General features: G+C 66.7%; 15 protein-coding genes. 14 read left to right on the top strand and 1 reads right to left on the bottom strand.

Features of this window, described 5'->3' with window-relative positions; genetic code table 11:
* Nucleotides 1-58 precede the first annotated feature (58 nt).
* The 3 genes from ACFC0O_RS40545 to ACFC0O_RS40535 all read left to right on the top strand — a co-directional run bounded on the left by ACFC0O_RS40545 (nucleotide 59) and on the right by ACFC0O_RS40535 (nucleotide 3,079).
* Nucleotides 59-763 (top strand): TetR/AcrR family transcriptional regulator, encoded by a 705-nt coding sequence (locus ACFC0O_RS40545; protein WP_364634001.1) that lies wholly within the window; start codon nucleotides 59-61, stop codon nucleotides 761-763.
* A gap of 115 nt (nucleotides 764-878) precedes the next feature.
* Complete coding sequence (locus ACFC0O_RS40540; protein ID WP_375967530.1) at nucleotides 879-1,490, top strand: TetR/AcrR family transcriptional regulator; 612 nt, start codon at nucleotides 879-881, stop codon at nucleotides 1,488-1,490.
* Between the two features lie 29 nt (nucleotides 1,491-1,519).
* Complete coding sequence (locus ACFC0O_RS40535; RefSeq protein WP_375967528.1) at nucleotides 1,520-3,079, top strand: FAD-dependent monooxygenase; 1,560 nt, start codon at nucleotides 1,520-1,522, stop codon at nucleotides 3,077-3,079.
* Nucleotides 3,080-3,089: 10 nt separating this feature from the next.
* On the opposite strand, the gene ACFC0O_RS40530 is transcribed toward ACFC0O_RS40535, so the two are convergent.
* Entirely contained in the window at nucleotides 3,090-4,349 is a 1,260-nt protein-coding gene (locus ACFC0O_RS40530) for a DUF418 domain-containing protein (protein WP_375967526.1), read from the bottom strand.
* 143 nt (nucleotides 4,350-4,492) lie between these two features.
* Between ACFC0O_RS40530 and dop the strand changes: the two genes are divergently transcribed.
* The 11 genes from dop to ACFC0O_RS40475 all read left to right on the top strand — a co-directional run bounded on the left by dop (nucleotide 4,493) and on the right by ACFC0O_RS40475 (nucleotide 17,048).
* On the top strand, nucleotides 4,493-5,992 hold the full coding sequence (gene dop, locus ACFC0O_RS40525) for a depupylase/deamidase Dop (RefSeq protein ID WP_364634007.1): 1,500 nt from the start codon (nucleotides 4,493-4,495) through the stop codon (nucleotides 5,990-5,992).
* A 157-nt stretch (nucleotides 5,993-6,149) separates the two neighbouring features.
* Entirely contained in the window at nucleotides 6,150-6,344 is a 195-nt protein-coding gene (locus ACFC0O_RS40520; RefSeq protein ID WP_067536347.1) for a ubiquitin-like protein Pup, read from the top strand.
* 26 nt (nucleotides 6,345-6,370) lie between these two features.
* Entirely contained in the window at nucleotides 6,371-7,195 is an 825-nt protein-coding gene (prcB, locus tag ACFC0O_RS40515; RefSeq protein ID WP_364634008.1) for a proteasome subunit beta, read from the top strand.
* Nucleotides 7,192-7,968, top strand: coding sequence for a proteasome subunit alpha (gene prcA, locus ACFC0O_RS40510; protein WP_375967523.1), 777 nt, complete (start codon nucleotides 7,192-7,194; stop codon nucleotides 7,966-7,968). Before prcB ends, prcA begins: the two co-directional genes overlap by 4 nt.
* Before the next feature lie 310 nt (nucleotides 7,969-8,278).
* Nucleotides 8,279-9,637: a Pup--protein ligase gene (pafA, locus tag ACFC0O_RS40505; RefSeq protein WP_375967521.1), complete on the top strand. Its 1,359-nt coding sequence runs from the start codon at nucleotides 8,279-8,281 to the stop codon at nucleotides 9,635-9,637.
* 170 nt (nucleotides 9,638-9,807) lie between these two features.
* Nucleotides 9,808-10,800, top strand: a complete 993-nt coding sequence (locus tag ACFC0O_RS40500; protein WP_364634014.1) for a YafY family protein — start codon at nucleotides 9,808-9,810, stop codon at nucleotides 10,798-10,800.
* Nucleotides 10,797-11,897 carry a helix-turn-helix transcriptional regulator gene (locus ACFC0O_RS40495; protein ID WP_375967519.1) on the top strand — a complete coding sequence of 367 codons (1,101 nt, stop codon included), beginning with the start codon at nucleotides 10,797-10,799 and terminating at the stop codon, nucleotides 11,895-11,897. Before ACFC0O_RS40500 ends, ACFC0O_RS40495 begins: the two co-directional genes overlap by 4 nt.
* 11 nt (nucleotides 11,898-11,908) lie before the next feature.
* A complete protein-coding gene (locus ACFC0O_RS40490) occupies nucleotides 11,909-12,949 on the top strand; it encodes a 2-dehydropantoate 2-reductase (protein ID WP_375967773.1) in 1,041 nt (346 codons plus the stop codon).
* Between the two features lie 66 nt (nucleotides 12,950-13,015).
* Complete coding sequence (tatA, locus tag ACFC0O_RS40485) at nucleotides 13,016-13,282, top strand: Sec-independent protein translocase subunit TatA (RefSeq protein ID WP_375967517.1); 267 nt, start codon at nucleotides 13,016-13,018, stop codon at nucleotides 13,280-13,282.
* A gap of 95 nt (nucleotides 13,283-13,377) precedes the next feature.
* Nucleotides 13,378-14,352 (top strand): twin-arginine translocase subunit TatC, encoded by a 975-nt coding sequence (gene tatC, locus ACFC0O_RS40480; protein ID WP_375967515.1) that lies wholly within the window; start codon nucleotides 13,378-13,380, stop codon nucleotides 14,350-14,352.
* 2 nt (nucleotides 14,353-14,354) lie between these two features.
* On the top strand, nucleotides 14,355-17,048 hold the full coding sequence (locus tag ACFC0O_RS40475; protein WP_375967514.1) for a DEAD/DEAH box helicase: 2,694 nt from the start codon (nucleotides 14,355-14,357) through the stop codon (nucleotides 17,046-17,048).
* Nucleotides 17,049-17,137 lie beyond the last annotated feature (89 nt).

Genomic DNA, 17,137 nt, shown 5'->3' with positions numbered 1-17,137 from the left:
ACTCAGATTAGTGGTACACGGTGTATCGGTCAATAAGCAGGTGGGTATCGTGGGCCGAGTGACCGGAACCAGCACTCATACCCCGTCGAGCGACGGCCGCAGCACCCGCTGGAGCGGACACAAGGCCCGCCGCCGCGCCGATATGCTCGACGCCGCCCTCGGTGTCATCGAGGACAATGGTGTGGAGATCTCGGTGCAGCAGATCGCCGATCGCCTCAAGGTGCCGCGCCCGGTCGTCTACCGGCACTTCGACGGCCGCGCCGATCTCGACGAGGCGATTCGCCGCCACATTCTGGATTCGCTACTGGCCGAACTGCTTCCGCGCCTGCGGCCCGACGGCACTGTGCGCGATGCGGTGCGCGGCGCGGTCGGCACCTACGTGGGTTGGGTTGTGCGGCATCCGAATCTGCATCGCTTCCTGGCCGCCGGTGATCCACACGGGCAGTCCTCGGGGGCGCTGGCCGGGGCGCGTGATCGCATCGGTGCGCAATTGGCGGACCTGTTCGCCGATATCCTCGGCGGCTTCGGACTCGATCCGAATCGCGCCCGCCCCACCGCCTTCGGCATGGTCGGTTTCGTGGACGGCGTGGTCAACAGCTGGCGCGCGGATGGTGTGCTCACCTCCGAGCAGGTCGAGGGCATCCTCACCGAATCGGTTCTCGCGCTGCTCGAGGGCAATGCGCGCAGTCTCGAGGTGCCGATGACCCGGGATACCGTCGTCGCCGAATTGGTGGCGCGCCGGGAAGCCGCCCAGCTCGGCTGACAGTCGCTGCTCGGTCGATCACCATCGCAAGACATGGCGGGGCCTCTCGTACGTCGAATAATTTTGCCGACGGGGAAATATTGCCGCGACGGCAAAAATTGGTACGCTGGGACAGGTGAGCGATGGACTGCGTGAACGCAAGAAGCGGGAAACCCGGCTCGCCCTGAGCCTGGCCACCATTCGGCTGGGCGTCGAACGCGGCTGGGACAACGTGACGGTGGAGGACATCGCCGCCGCCGCCAATGTCTCGGTGCGCACCTTCCGCAACTACTTCTCCAGTAAGGCCGAGGCCGTGGCGTCCCGGCATCTGGAACGCATGGAACAGGTCGCCGAGGAATTCGCCGCCCGCCCGGACGGTGAAACCCTTTGGGAGGCAATGACAGCCGCCGTCCTGGACCGCTTCGGACTCGGCGAGACCGTCACCGCCGCGACCACCACCGACCGGCACTGGGTGGACGGCATTCGCATCATGCTCGGCACACCCGCGGTGCAGGTGGCCATTCTCGAAGCCAATGCGACCGCGCAGCAGACACTTACGGCCGCGGTGGCCGCCCGCACCGGCACCGATCCCGCCCGGGACCTGTATCCGAGTCTGGTCGCCGCCGCGGTCTCGGCCGCCATCAGCGCCGCCATCGATCACAGTCAGCGCGCCGATCCGCCGCAACCGCTCATGGATCTGCTGCGCGATGCGCTCGACCGGCTGGCCGCGGGCCTGCCGGTGCCCTAACTGAAAAACGCTGTCTCGCAGGAGAAGTCATGACCCACGACGTCATCATCGCCGGAGCGGGCCCCGTCGGCCTGATGCTGGCGAGCGAACTCGCCCTGGCCGGTATCCGCCCGCTGGTGCTCGAACGGCTCACCGAACCCAGTTCCGAAGCCAAGGCCAACGGCCTGGTCGGACAGGTGGTGCCGATGATGGATAGGCGCGGCCTGTACGAGCGTCTCGGCGGACTGCCCGGACGGCCGCAACCCAACTCCGCCTACTTCATGTTCGCCGCTCTCCCTTTGGATTTGAGCCTGCTCGAGCACAGTCCCGTCTACAATATGGCGATTCCGCAACCGGAGCTCGTCGCGGTGTTGCGGGATCGGGCGCTCGAACTCGGCGCGGAAATCCGCTGGGGCACCGATATAACCGGCATCTCGCAGGACGAAGACGCTGTCACCGTGGATGTTTCGACGGCGGGGGAGACGGTCCGGCTGCGCGCCCGATACCTGGTCGGCGCGGACGGCGGGCACAGCGTGGTTCGCAAGCGCTCCGGAATCGGCTTTCCCGGAGTCAGTTACGACCGCACCACCACCCGCACCGCGCACGCCACCATCTCCCCGGACCTGGTGGATCCCGTCACCGGGATGCTGCGCGTCCCCGGCTACGGCGAGATTCGCCCCTTCCTGCCGATTCGCACCGAACACGGCGGACTGGCCTACGCGCCGTTCCCCGGCCGGACGCCGCTGTTCAGCACCACCGAATGGGATCGCCCGGCACAGGACGGGCCGATGACCCTGGCGGAAATGCAGGCCAGCATCGCGTACGTGCTGGGCGCGGAGATCGAACTCGGTCCCGCGACCGGACCCGGACCGCACGCCCTGCGCCGCCAGCTCGGCGGAAACACCAGGGTCGCCGCACAATTCCGGGACCGCCGCGTTTTCCTCGCCGGTGATGCCGCGCATGTGCTGGTATTCGGCGGCGGTCCCGGCCTCAATCTGGGTCTGCAAGACGCCATGAACCTCGGCTGGAAACTCGCCGCCGAGATCAAAGGCCAAGCGCCGCACGGTCTCCTGGACACGTACGACGTCGAGCGGCGAATCGCCGCCGACCGCGCGGTGGCGCAGTCGCAAACTCAGGCGGCGCTACTCGCGCCCGGCGCGGACATCACCGCCATGCGCGCGGTTTTCGCCGAACTGCTCACCGACCCGGCCACGGTGCTGCGGATCGCCGAGCTGATCTCCGGATCGGACGTTCGCTACGACATGGGCGTGCCGGACCCGCATCCGCTGGTCGGCGCGCCCGCCCCCGACCTCGACCTGGACACCACCTCGGGCCGGTTTCGCGTAGCCGAATTGACCAGGGCCGCGAGGCCATTGCTGCTCGACCTCACCGAAACCGGCTCATTCGCCGATGCACTGAGGCCATACGCCGATCGGATCGAGATCGTGCAGGCTCGCACCGAAGATCCACCCGCCGCCGCACTCCTGCTGCGTCCGGATACCTACGTCGCCTGGGCGACCGACGCCCCGACCCTCGATATCACCGACCTGGGCGGATTGCGGTTCGCGCTGGCCCGTTGGTTCGACGCTGTGCCGGTGAGCACGGTCTGATTCGCGTCGTCTACGCGGCGTGAGCGGTGCCGCTGCCGCGCTCTGCCAGGGCGCGGTAGCTGGCGTTCCACAGCCATTCGACCGGGCCGCGGTCGAAACGGCGCAGCCAGATGTGGGCGAAGACGAGCATGCAGGCCGATACGAGTAGGTAGATACCGAGGGTGAAGGGGACGCGCGCGGCGGGGGAGACCAGGGCCGCCAGGCCCAGACCCCAGCCGTAGCAGAGGAATCCGGCGAGCAGATTCTGTAAGATGTAGCAGCTCAACGCCATTCGGCCGACCTCGGCGAAGCGGCGGCCGACGAAGGCCGGGGCGCTGCGATGGGTGTAGACATGGGCGACCAGGCCCAGGATGCCCATCGACACGAACGGGGCCAGGCCGTAGCGGGTCACCAGGATCAGGTCGCCGCCCACCATGCCGACGGCGAAGTCCACGGGTGCGGCGACCGCTCCGATGATCATCAGGCGCTTGCGGATTCGCGCACCGTCCGGTTCGAACACCCCGGCCCGGAACAGGCGCGCGCCCAGCAGGAACAGGGCGATCGACATGGGGAAGATGAAGACCGGTTCGAGTCGGAACAGCAGCGCGTGGTCGACGCGGAACACCACCAGATCCCAGAAGGAGCCGTCCGCATAGGGATTGGGGTCCAGCGATTGCGGGGTGGACGATTCCTGTTGCCCGTCGGCCAGCGCGATGCCCGCCACGATCGCGGTGAGCATGAGCGTGTGCACGCTCGCCGCCACGATCAGCCAGCGGCGCTGCGCCCGCGGCCCGGTGGCGAGCACGAACGCCACCACCAGGCCCGTAATGGCATAGCCCATCAGCACATCGAATTCGGCGACCAGCAGGAAGTTCAGCAGACCGTCCAGGCATAGCAGGGCCGCTCGCCACGGATACTTGCCCGGCCACGCTCGCCCGCCGCGCACCGCGGACCCCTGCTGAATCGCCAGCCCGATACCGAACATGATGGTGAGCAGTCCGAGGAACTTGCCCTGCGCCAGTTGTTGCAGGAAGCGCTCGATCCACAGCCACACGCCATCGGGCTCGTCCAGGTGTGAGATGTAGCCGACCAGTCCCGAACCATTGGTGAAGATCCAGATATTGGTGCCGAGGGTGCCCAGAATCGCGATGCCGCGCAGCACATCCAGGGCGGGCAGTCGCGTCGAACGAGATGCCGTCGGTGCGGTATCGCGTTCCGCCGGAACGGGATTCGACGCGCTCGCGGCGGTGATCGGGCGTTCCGATCGCGGGGAGGTGACCGGTTCGACCATGTCTGACATTGTGTCGTCCGCGCAGGTGGCGGCGGATCACCCGGGAGGACGATGCCGGATACGCCGCACGAATGACCAACCCCGAGACCCGAGCCCGACCCGGTCGCGCCCGATCCGCGCCCGCGTCGCCTAGGCTCGACCACATGCAGCGCATCATCGGAATCGAGGTCGAGTACGGCATTTCGACGCCTTCGGAGCCGTCGGCCAACCCGATTCTCACGTCGACCCAGGCGGTTCTCGCCTATGCCGCAGCCGAAGGCGTGCCGCGCGCCAAACGCACCCGCTGGGATTACGAGGTGGAATCACCGCTGCGCGACGCACGCGGATTCGACCTCGGCCGGCTCAACGGCCCCGCACCCGTCATCGACGCCGACGAGGTCGGCGCGGCGAATATGATCCTCACCAATGGCGCACGGCTCTATGTCGACCACGCGCACCCCGAATACTCCGCCCCCGAGGTCACCGACCCGCTGGACGCGGTGATCTGGGACAAGGCCGGTGAGCGGGTCATGGAGGCCGCCGCCCGCTTCGCCTCCAGCGTGCCGGGCGCGCCCCGCATGCAGCTGTACAAGAACAACACCGACGGTAAGGGCGCCTCCTACGGCACCCATGAGAACTACCTCATGAGCCGTGAGACCCCGTTCAACCAGATCATCGTGGGCCTCACCCCGTTCTTCGTGTCCCGCCAGGTGATCTGCGGTTCCGGTCGCGTCGGCATCGGCCAGAACGGTGATACCGCCGGATTCCAGCTCTCCCAGCGCGCGGATTACATCGAGGTCGAGGTCGGCCTGGAGACCACGCTCAAGCGCGGCATCATCAATACCCGTGACGAACCGCACGCCGATGCGGACAAATACCGTCGCCTGCACGTCATCATCGGTGACGCGAACCTGTCCGAATGGGCCACCTACCTCAAGGTCGGCACCTCGGCGCTGGTGCTCGACATGATCGAAGCGGGCGAGGATCTCTCCGATCTGCAACTGGCTCGCCCGGTTACCGCCGTGCACACCATCAGCCACGATCCGACGCTGCGCGCCACGGTCGCGCTCGCCGACGGCCGCGAGCTGACCGGCCTTGCGCTGCAACGCATTTACCTCGACCGCGTGGAGAAATTCGTCTACCGCCAGGGCATCGACGACGCCCGCGTGCAGGACCTGCTCACCAAGTGGGCGCATGTGCTGGACCTGCTCGAGCGCGACCCCATGGAGACCGCGGACCTGCTCGACTGGACCGCCAAACTCCGTCTGCTGGAAGGCATGCGCAAGCGCGAGGGCCTCACCTGGGCGGCCCCCAAACTGCACCTGGTCGACCTCCAATACTCGGACGTCCGCCTGGACAAGGGCCTCTACAACCGCCTGGTGGCCCGAGGTTCCATGCAGCGCTTGGTTTCCGAACAGCAGATCCTCGACGCCATGACCAACCCGCCCACGGACACCCGCGCCTACTTCCGCGGCGAATGCCTGCGCCGCTTCGGCGCGGACATCGCCGCCGCCAGCTGGGACTCGGTCATCTTCGACCTCGGCGGCGACTCCCTGGTCCGCATCCCCACCCTCGAACCCCGCCGCGGCACCAAAGCCCACGTCGGCAAGTTGCTGGACGGTGTCGAGACCGCGGCCGAATTGGTGCAACAGCTCACCCACTGAGGGTGAAAACGAGAGGCGGCGGCAGGCTTCCGGAAGATCGCGAAGCGACGTCATTGCGGTTAATCCGGCATGTTGTCGCCGCCGCTGGGTAGTGTTGGGGGACGGGCATCGGATTTTCTCCGGTGCTCGCCGATGATCACAGAGGAGGTCGGCTGCTATGGCACAAGAGCAGACCAAGCGCGCCGGTGGTGGCGACGAGGATGAGGGCCCCGTCGGGGACGGTGCTGCGGGGCAGGAGCGCCGGGAGAAACTGGCTGAGGAGACCGACGACCTGCTCGATGAGATCGACGACGTCCTCGAGGAGAATGCCGAGGACTTCGTGCGCGCATACGTTCAGAAGGGCGGCCAGTGACCCAAGGCGACCCACTGCGTCTCCAGATGGGGAACGCCCTCTCCTCCTTCTCCGAATACTTGCGGATGCACGCTCCGGAACTGTTGCCCGGCAACAGCTTCCGGGGTGACGGAGCGCTCTCGAATACGGGCGCGCCCTCGGATATCGCACCGCACGGCACCACCATCGTCGCGGTCAGCTACCGCGGCGGTGTGCTGATCGCGGGCGACCGCCGGGCCACCCAGGGCAACCTGCTGGCCAGCCGGGACATCGAGAAGGTGTACATCACCGACACCTTCTCGGCGGCCGGTATCGCGGGCACCGCGGGTATGGCCATCGAAATGATCCGGCTGTTCGCGGTGGAGCTCGAGTACTACGAGAAGATCGAGGGCGTCCCCCTCACCTTCGACGGCAAGGCCAACAAACTCTCGAAGATGGTGCGCGACAACCTCCCCGCGGCCCTGCAGGGTCTCGCGGTGGTGCCGCTGCTGGTCGGTTTCGATCCGGATCAATCCGATCCGGATAAGTCCGGCCGCATCATCTCCTACGACGTGGTCGGCGGCCGCAGCGAGGAGCGATTCGGTTACACCGCGGTCGGTTCCGGCTCGCTGTTCGCCAAATCGTCGCTGAAGAAGACCTATCGCCGGGGCATCGATCAGGACGCGGCATTGAGCATCGCCGTGGAGTCCCTGTTCGACGCCGCCGACGACGACACCGCCACCGGCGGCCCCGACACCCTGCGGGGCATCTATCCGACGGCGATCGTCATCGATTCCGAAGGCTCCGTTGAGGTGTCGGAGGGACGGCTGGCCGAGATCACCCGCGAGATCGTGGCCGAACGCGCGGACGAAGAGGGGAGTGCGCGAGCATGACACTGCCGTATTACGCGTCCGCCGAACAGATCATGCGCGATAAGACCGAACTCGCGCGCAAGGGCATCGCACGCGGGCGAAGCGTCATCGTGCTGGTGTACGACAAGGGTGTGGTGTTCGTGGCCGAGAACCCCTCGGCCACACTGCACAAGGTGAGCGAGCTGTACGACCGCGTCGGTTTCGCCGCCGTCGGTAAGTACAACGAGTTCGAAAGCCTGCGCCGCGGTGGCATTCTGCAGGCTGATCTGCGTGGTTACCAGTTCGACCGGCGCGATGTCACCGGCCGCTTCCTGGCCAACCTGTACGCGCAGAGCCTGGGCACCATCTTCACCGATCAGCTCAAGCCGTTCGAGGTCGAGATCTGCGTGGCCGAGGTCGGCTACCCGGATTCGACGCCGAGTTCGGTGCTGTACCGCATCAACTTCGACGGATCCATCGTCGACGAGCGCGAATTCGTGGTCATGGGCGGCAATACCGAGCCCATCGTCACCGCGCTCAAGGCGTCCTACCAGCCCGGCCTGGACCTGCACTCCGCTGTCACGGTGGCGATGCAGGCCCTGGCCAAGTCCGCACCCGAGGGCGCGGACAAGGACAAGAAGCCGGCCGCGTCGGCCTCGCTGGAGGTCGCCACGCTCGAACAGTCCCGGCCGCGACGGGCTTTCCGCCGCATCACCGGGGCCGCACTACAGGAACTGATCACCGGTAAGGCGCAGAGCGCCGCGGCGGCGGCCGAGGCCGACAGGCCCTCGTCCGGAGATCCGTCCCAGGCCTAGAATTTCGCCGAAATCCCCGGCCGCACACGACAAGTGCGCGCCCGGCGATTCCGGGCGATTTTCTCCCGCCCCGAAACCGGGCCGCGAACCTATTGTTCGCGGCCCGGTTTCGCATTTTCACCCCCCGCCACGTTGCACTCGGGACCTGCGAGTGTTTGCACTCTGCACAGCAGAGTGCAAAGGGGACTTGCCTTTTCGCTGCCTACAGGGGGTGCGGCGTTGCATCCCGTGCTAAATCGTTGTGAATACGTTTGCATCGGGTCTGCCACACCGCCCTTATCGGGCACTACATCGCTGTAATGTCGATAGGGTGCAGCGACGAATCATGGGGATCGAAACCGAATTCGGGGTGACGTGCACCTTTCACGGTCACCGTCGGTTGAGTCCTGACGAGGTGGCCCGGTATCTCTTCCGCCGGGTGGTTTCCTGGGGCCGTAGTTCCAACGTGTTCCTTCGTAATGGCGCCCGGCTCTACCTCGATGTCGGTTCCCATCCGGAGTACGCGACGGCCGAGTGCGACAGCTTGGTGCAGCTGGTCACTCATGACCGCGCCGGTGAACGGGTCCTGGAGGATCTGCTCATCGACGCCGAACAGCGTCTCGCCGAAGAAGGTATCGGCGGCGACATCTACCTGTTCAAGAACAACACCGACTCCGCGGGCAACTCCTACGGCTGCCATGAGAACTTCCTCGTGGTGCGTGCGGGCGAGTTCTCCCGCATCTCCGATGTGCTGCTGCCGTTCCTGGTGACCCGCCAGCTGATCTGCGGTGCCGGCAAGGTGCTGCAGACGCCCAAGGCCGCCACGTTCTGCCTCTCACAGCGCGCGGAACACATCTGGGAGGGCGTCTCCTCGGCGACCACGCGGTCGCGGCCCATCATCAACACCCGTGACGAGCCGCACGCCGATGCCGAGAAGTACCGCCGCCTGCACGTGATCGTCGGCGATTCGAATATGGCCGAGCCGAGCACCATGCTCAAGGTCGGCACCGCATCGCTGGTGCTGGAGATGATCGAGGCGGGCGTCGCCTTCCGAGACTTCGCTCTGGACAACCCGATTCGGGCCATCCGTGAGGTGTCGCACGATCTCACCGGTAAGCGCCCCGTGCGCTTGGCGGGTGGCCGGCAGGCCAGTGCCCTGGAAATCCAGCGCGAGTACTACGCCCGCGCCGTCGAACATCTGCGCAATCGCGATCGCGATCCGCAGGTGGACGCGGTGGTGGACCTCTGGGGCCGCACCCTCGATGCCGTCGAGGCGCAGGATTTCGCCAAGGTGGACACCGAGATCGACTGGGTCATCAAGCGCAAGCTGTTCCAGCGCTATCAGGATCGCTACAGCATGGAGCTGTCCGATCCCAAGATCGCCCAGCTGGATCTGGCCTATCACGACATCAAGCGCGGCCGCGGCGTCTTCGACCTGTTGCAGCGCAAGGGTTTGGCCAAGCGCATCACCGAGGACGAGGCGGTCGACGCGGCGGTCAACACCCCGCCGCAGACCACTCGCGCCAAACTGCGCGGCGATTTCATCACCGCCGCACAGGAAGCCGGTCGTGATTTCACGGTCGACTGGGTGCACCTCAAGCTCAATGATCAGGCCCAGCGCACGGTGCTCTGCAAGGACCCGTTCCGCTCGGTGGATGAGCGCGTCGACCGGCTCATCGCCTCGATGTAGCGGCATAGTTCGCGATCGAGAGGCGGGCCGTGAATCCTCGGATTCACGGCCCGCCTCGTCGTCGGTGGCCGACGCGCCGGGCGGATTCGTGAATTCGCTTGCAGCGAAGCCGAAGGCAAATGGGTACTGCCGTGCTACGCGCGTCGCGCGGGCACACTACTCTCTAACGGGTGGCGATATCCAAGGTCGAGCGGTTGATGAATCTGGTTATCGCGCTGCTGTCCACCCGTCAGTTCCTGACCGCCGAGCGGATTCGGGATTCCGTGGCGGGATACGAGGAGTCGGCGAGCGACGAGGCCTTCAGCCGCATGTTCGAGCGCGACAAGAACGAGCTGCGCGATCTGGGCATCCCCCTCGAAATCGGGCCCATCAGCCGGTATTCCGGCGCCGAGGGCTACCGCATCAATCGGGATGCCTACGAGCTACCCGATATCGATCTGACCAGCGCCGAATCCGCCGCTGTCGCGGTCGCGGTGCAGCTGTGGGAGTCCCCGGAACTGGCCGCGGCGGCCGAGGGCGGACTGCTCAAGCTGCGCGCGGCGGGCATTCACCTCGAGCCCGACGCCGGTGTCGCGTCGGTGCCCGCGGTCCCGGCGCGCACCCGCGGTTCCGAACCCGTACTGGGCAAACTGCTGGCCGCCATCGACGCGGGCCGCGCGGTGCGATTCCTGCATCGGCAATCACACGGCGAACCCATCGAACGCGATGTGCAGCCCTGGGGTGTGGTCACCCATCACGGCCGCTGGTACCTCGCGGGCTATGACAATGCTCGCAACGCGCCGCGAGTGTTCCGCATCTCTCGTATCGGTGAGGCGATCACCGCGTACGGCCCCGAGGACGTCGTGCACAAGCCCGCCGATGTGGATCTGCGCGCGCTGGTCGCCGAGGTCACCGGGCAGGCCCCGATCACCGGTTCGGCCACGGTCTGGGTCGCGGACGGCCGCGGTCAGGAGATCCGCAGGCTCGGCGCGACCATGGAGGAGCGTGAGCTCGGCGGCCGTAAGGGCTCGATCGTGGAGGTGCCCATCCGTTCCCGCGATTGGCTGGCCCGGCTCATCACCGGTCTCGGCGCGGACGCGCTGGTGCTCGCGCCGGAAGAGCTGCGCCACAATGTGATCGCCCGGCTCGAGTCGGTGCTGGAACGGACGGAGGTCTCGGCATGAGCGACGGCGGCAATCCGCGCAAACCCGCATCGGGTGCCACGGACGGTGCGCGCGTCTCCACCGGGGCCCGCGATCGCCGTGCCAATGCCGTTGCCGCGAGCAGGCTTTCGGTGCGGCTGTCCAGGCTGCTGAATATGGTCCCGTACTTCCAGGCCAATCCGGGCATCAGCGCCGCGGAGGCCGCCGCCGAACTCGGCGTCACCACCAAACAGCTGATGAGCGATCTGAATCAGCTGTGGATGTGCGGACTTCCGGGATACGGACCGGGTGATCTGATCGATCTGTCGTTCTCCGAGGAGAGCATCGAGGTCACCTTCTCCGCCGGTATCGATCGGCCGCTGCGACTGACCTCACTGGAGGCGACCGCACTGCTGGTGGCCCTGCGCTCGATCGCGGATCTGCCCGGCATGGTCGATCCCAGCGCCGCGCATTCGGCCATCGCGAAGATCGAATCCGCCATCTCCGGCATCGAATTCGAGGCCCCGGCCACCCCGGCCGAGGCCCCGTCGGTGGCGACGGTGCGCTCCGCGCTCGCCAACGGTCACGCCGTGCGGATGGTCTACTACTCGGCCAGTCGCGATGTGGTGTCTGAACGAACCGTGGACCCGATTCGTATTGTCTTGGTGGACAACAACAGCTATCTGCAGGCCTGGTGCCGCGAAGCCGAGGGCGTCCGCCTGTTCCGCCTCGATCGCATCGAGGAGGCCGCCGAACTCGACGAACCAGCCCGTCCGCCCGCGGAGGCCGCCGCCGATGAGACCTCGGCGCTGGACCTTTTCGTCGACGATCCGGCGGTTCCGCTGGCGCGCCTGCTGATTCACGCCGACTACTCGTGGGTCCTGGATCAATATCCGATGCATCGGGTCGCGGTGCATCCGGACGGCAATGTCGAGGCCACCATGCGCTTCGCCACCCTGGACTGGATGGCCCGGCTGCTGCTCGGCTTCGGCTCCGGGGTCACCGTGCTCGGCCCGCCCGAACTGGTGACCGCGGTGCGCGAACGCTCCGGCACCGCGCTGGCCGCGTATTCGGCCCTGGTCCAAGATAATTCGACCGAACTGCAATTGACCGGGTTAGAGGAGGTCGGTCCGGCGTGACCGTCCCGAACATGACACCGCCGGGCTCCGCGCCGCGCGTAATGGTGCTGGGCGCGGGCAGTATCGGCATTTTCGTCGGCGGCAAGCTCGCCGGTGCGGGCGCGGATGTCACGTTCATCGGACGGCCCCGCCTGCTCGACGAGATCAGCGCGTCCGGGCTGCGGCTCACCGATCTGGACGGACTGGACCAGCGTGTCGAGGCGTCCGCGTTCCGGACCGCGACCGATCCGGCCGCGGCGGCCGACGCCGATCTGGTGCTCATCACCGTGAAATCCGCCGATACCGCGAAGGCCGCGCGCGAACTGTCCGGCCTGGTCAAGCCCGGCACCGTGGTGATCAGCCTGCAGAACGGCATCGGCAATGACGCGGTCATCCGGGAGGTGCTGCCCGCGTGCGTGGTGCTGGCGGGCATGGTCATGTTCAATGTCGTGCACCGCGAGAACGGCCGCTTCCATCGCGGTACCGCGGGCGGGGTCGCCATCGCCGATGACGCCGTGCTGAACCGTTTCGCGCCCGTGCTGCACGAATCCGGGCTCGGCGTGAAGCGCTATCCGGACCTGCTGTCCGTGCAGTGGGCCAAACTGCTGCTGAATCTGAACAATCCCATCAACGCGCTGTCCGGCCGCCCGCTGCGCGAGGAGCTGGGCACCCGCGATTACCGTCGCTGTCTGGCCCTGACCCAGCAGGAGGCGCTCGCGGTGATGACCCGCGCGCGGATTCGCCCGGCCCGGCTCACCCCGCTGCCGCCCGAGCTGATGGCACGCCTGCTGACCGCCCCCGACGGGGTTTTCCGCCGGGTTGCCGGACGGGTGCTCGCCATCGATCCGATGGCCCGCTCATCCATGGCCGATGACCTGGCGGCGGGTCGCAAAACCGAAATCGCTTGGCTCTGTGGTGAAATCGTGACCCTCGGAACCATGGTCGGCTTGCCGACACCGGTCAACGCGCGGCTCATCGAATTGATAGCGGCCGCCGAGAACGGTGACCAACGCACCTGGTCCGGGCCGGAGTTGCTGGCGGAGTTGAGCGCAGTGACCCATTCGGACTCTTGACGAAAAACCCGGGCATATGCATGTCCGGTAGCATCTGAAACACCACAGTCTTTGGAGGTTGGAATTATGGGCAGCATCAGCCCGTGGCACTTGCTGATCGTCGCACTGGTCTTCCTGCTGTTCTTCGGCTCGAAGCGCATGCCCGACGCCGCGCGCAGCCTCGGCCGATCCATGCGGATCTTCAAGAGCGAAGTCAGCCAGATGCAGACCGAGGCCAATAAGCCGGCCGAGACCGCCCCCGAGGCGGCCGCCCCGCAGCAGCTTCCCGCCGCGCAGCCGGTTCAGCCCGCTGCCGTCGCGCAGCCCGTGAACGTCGAGAAGCCCCAGGCCTGACATCATCCGTCCCCGGGGTTGAGTGATCAGCTCACCCCGGGTCGAGCGTTGTCCAGGTCCGGGGCGTTCACTCACCGCGAGGCAGTCACACACACATGCGCATTCCGTTCGATCCGCGCCGCAGCAAACGCCGGACCAATCCCGAGGGCACCATGTCCCTCGTGGAGCATCTGGCCGAGCTCCGTTATCGATTGCTCGTCGCACTGGCGGCCATCTCGGTCACCACGCTGCTGGGATTCTTCTGGTACTCGCACTCGTTCCTCGGGATCGAGAGCCTCGGTGATGTGCTGACCGGGCCGTACTGTGAACTGCCCGCGTCCTCCCGTGCCAATATCAGCCCCGACGGGGCGTGCCGCCTGCTGGCGACCGCGCCGTTCGAACAGTTCATGCTGCGATTGCAGGTGGGCGCGACCGCGGGTGTGGTCATGGCCAGCCCGTTCTGGCTGTACCAGCTGTGGGCGTTCGTGACGCCCGGGCTGTACGCCAAGGAGCGTAAGTACGCGGTCTCGTTCGTCACCGCGGGTGCGACGCTGTTCGTCGCGGGCGCGGTGCTGGCGTACTGGATTGTGGCGCACGCCTTGAGCTTTCTGCTCACCATCGGCAACAACACCCAGATCACCGCGCTCAGCGGTTCGCTGTATTTCGGCTTCATCATCAAGCTGCTGATCATCTTCGGCGTGAGCTTCGAGACGCCGCTGCTGATCGTGGGCCTGAACTTCCTGGGCGTGCTCACCTATGAGCGGCTCACCAAGTGGCGGCGCGGCTTGATCTTCGGCCTGTTCGTGTTCGCGGCCATCGTGACACCGCAGGACCCGTTCTCCATGCTGGCGCTCGCGCTGGCGCTGACCGTGCTGTTCGAGATCGCGGTGCAGATCGCGCGCGTCAACGATAAGCGCAAGGCGCGCAATGCCGAGAACTGGAACAACCTGCCCGATGACGAGGCCTCACCGCTCGGGGACAGCAGTGGCGGCATCGATGCGGCAACCCCCGTGGAGACTCCCGAACCGGTCGCCGCGGCCACGCCGGAGAAAACAACGCGAAGCGTGTCGGATTACTCCGATACCCTCTGACGGTGACATCAAGGTCGCTTACTGGCGAATTGGCGGCATTCGCCGCCGAGCTGAAATTCGAGCTGGATCCGTTCCAGCGGCAGTCCTGTGAGGCGCTCGCGGGCGGGCACAGTGTGCTCGTCTGCGCGCCCACCGGTGCGGGTAAGACCGTGGTCGGTGAATTCGCGGTGCATCTGGCGCTGGCCTCGGGCGGGAAGTGTTTCTACACCACGCCGATCAAGGCGCTGTCGAACCAGAAATTCGCCGATCTGACCGCCCGCTACGGGCGCGAATCGGTGGGTCTGCTCACCGGTGACCAGTCCATCAACCCGCACGCCGCGGTCGTGGTGATGACCACCGAGGTGCTGCGGAACATGCTGTACGCGAGTTCCGATGCGCTGCAAGGGCTCTCGTATGTGGTGATGGACGAGGTGCACTATCTGGCGGACCGGTTCCGCGGCGCGGTGTGGGAGGAGGTCATCCTGCACCTGTCGCCCGAGGTGCGGCTGGCGTGCCTGTCCGCCACGGTCAGCAATGCCGAGGAATTCGGCGCGTGGATGGAAACCGTGCGCGGGGATACCGCGGTCATCGTGGACGAGACCCGGCCGGTGCCGCTGTCGCAGCACGTCATGGTCGGGCGGCGCATGTTCGATCTCTTCGACTCCCGATCCAGCGATCAGAAGGTCCTGGTCGATGAGGATCTGGTGCGCTTCATCAAACAGCGCGAAGCCGCGGATCGGACCGAGAATTTCGGCGTGCCCGGGCGTGGGCGCGGCGGTCCGCGCCGGTTCTTCCGGCCGGTGCCCCGGCCCGAGGTGATCGCCAAACTCGATGACGAGGGTCTGCTCCCGGCCATCACGTTCATCTTCAGTCGCGCGGGATGCGATGGGGCGCTTGCCCAATGCGTGCGCTCGCGGCTGGACCTCTCACGCGATGAGGATCGCGAGGAGGTCGACGCGATCATCGAGAAGCACACCGGCGATCTGCCGCGCGGTGATCTCGAGGTGCTCGGCTACTGGGAATGGCGTGAGGGACTGCACCGGGGATTCGCGGCGCATCACGCGGGCATGCTGCCCGCCTTCCGGCATACCGTCGAGGATCTGTTCGTGCACGGTCTGGTGCGGGCCGTATTCGCCACGGAGACACTGGCTCTGGGCATCAATATGCCCGCGCGCACCGTGGTGCTCGAACGCCTGATGAAGTTCAACGGTGAGACGCACGCGGAGCTGACCCCGGGCGAGTACACCCAGCTCACCGGGCGGGCCGGGCGGCGCGGTATCGACGTCGAGGGCCACGCGGTGGTCATGTGGAATCCGGATGTGGACACCAGCGCGGTGGCCGGATTGGCTTCCACCCGAACGTATCCGCTCAAGAGCTCGTTCCGGCCCGGGTACAACATGTCCATCAATCTGGTGGATCGGATGGGTGCGGAGAACTCGCGGGCGCTGCTGGAGCGCTCGTTCGCGCAGTTCCAGGCCGACCGCTCGGTGGTGGGGCTGGTGCGCGGTATCGACAAGAACGAATCGGCCATGCGCAAGCTGCGTTCGCAGCTCGGCGATGACGATTTCCTCGAGTACATCCAACTGCGCGAACGCATTCGGGGCCGGGAACGTCAGATCGAGAATCAGGGCCGCACCGATCGGCGGTCGGCGGCGGTGAACGCGCTGGCCGCGCTGCGGCGCGGCGATGTGGTGGCCATTCCGGCGGGTCGGCGCCAGGGGCTCGCGGTAATTCTGGAAGCCGATGCGACACCGGGTGATCCGCGTCCGCTGGTGCTCACCGAGGACAAGTGGGCGGGCCGGGTCTCGGCCGCGGACTTCCCGACACCCGCGCAATCGCTCGGTCATCTCCGGTTGCCGCGGCATGTGGACCATCGCACCGCGCGGGTGCGGCGCGATCTGGCGTCGGCGCTGCGCAGTACCGGCATCGTGGTGCCGGGGCGCGGTCGCACCGGTAAGAAGTCCAAGGCCGCGGACGATCACGAGTTGCAGTCGCTGCGGCGGGCCCTGCGCAACCATCCGGCGCACGCACGGCCGGATCGGGAACAGTTGGCGCGCATCGGCGAACGCTATAACCGGCTCGCGCGCGAGACCGAATCGCTGCGTCAGCAGGTGGCGTCGACGACCAATTCGCTGGCGCGCACCTTCGACCGGATTCTCGCGTTGCTCGCCGAACGCGGATACGTGGAAGACGGTGAGGTGACCGCCGACGGCAGGCGGCTCGCGCGTATCTACGCCGAGGCCGATCTCGTTGTTGCCGAAAGTCTGCGGCAGGGGCTGTGGCGCGGCCTCGGCCCGGCCGAATTGGCGGCGGCGGTATCGATCCTGGTGTTCGAATCCCGCCAAGAGGGCGGCTATCTCGGCGCTTCGGGGCCGACCGCGCCGATCCGCCGGGCCGTGGACGCCACCATCGGGGTGTGGTCGCAGCTGCGTGCGGATGAGGCCAAGCATCGGCTCTCGCCCACCCGCGAACCCGATCTGGGTTTCGTCACGGGTATGCATTCCTGGGCGCGCGGCGATGACCTCGCCGATGCGCTGCTGGCCAGTGGCGATCGCGGAAATCCGCTCTCGGCGGGCGATTTCGTGCGCTGGTGCCGGCAGGTCATCGACATGCTGGATCAGATCCACAACACCGCCGACGATGTGGAGGTCGCGGCCACAGCGGCCAAGGCGGTCAAGGCTATTCGGCGGGGTGTCGTCGCGGTGGACGCCGCGTAGCGAATGTGACTGTGCTTTGATTCTTTCAGACGTACCGACCGCGGTGGGTTCACGAGCGTGTTCCCGCTCGGGGGGCTAGCGTGTGTACA

It is taken from the genome of Nocardia sp. NPDC056100 (assembly GCF_042266325.1).
GTDB lineage: Bacteria > Actinomycetota > Actinomycetes > Mycobacteriales > Mycobacteriaceae > Nocardia.
Note: the sequence above shows the minus strand (reverse complement) of the source record. Positions and strands in the feature narration are given on the sequence as shown.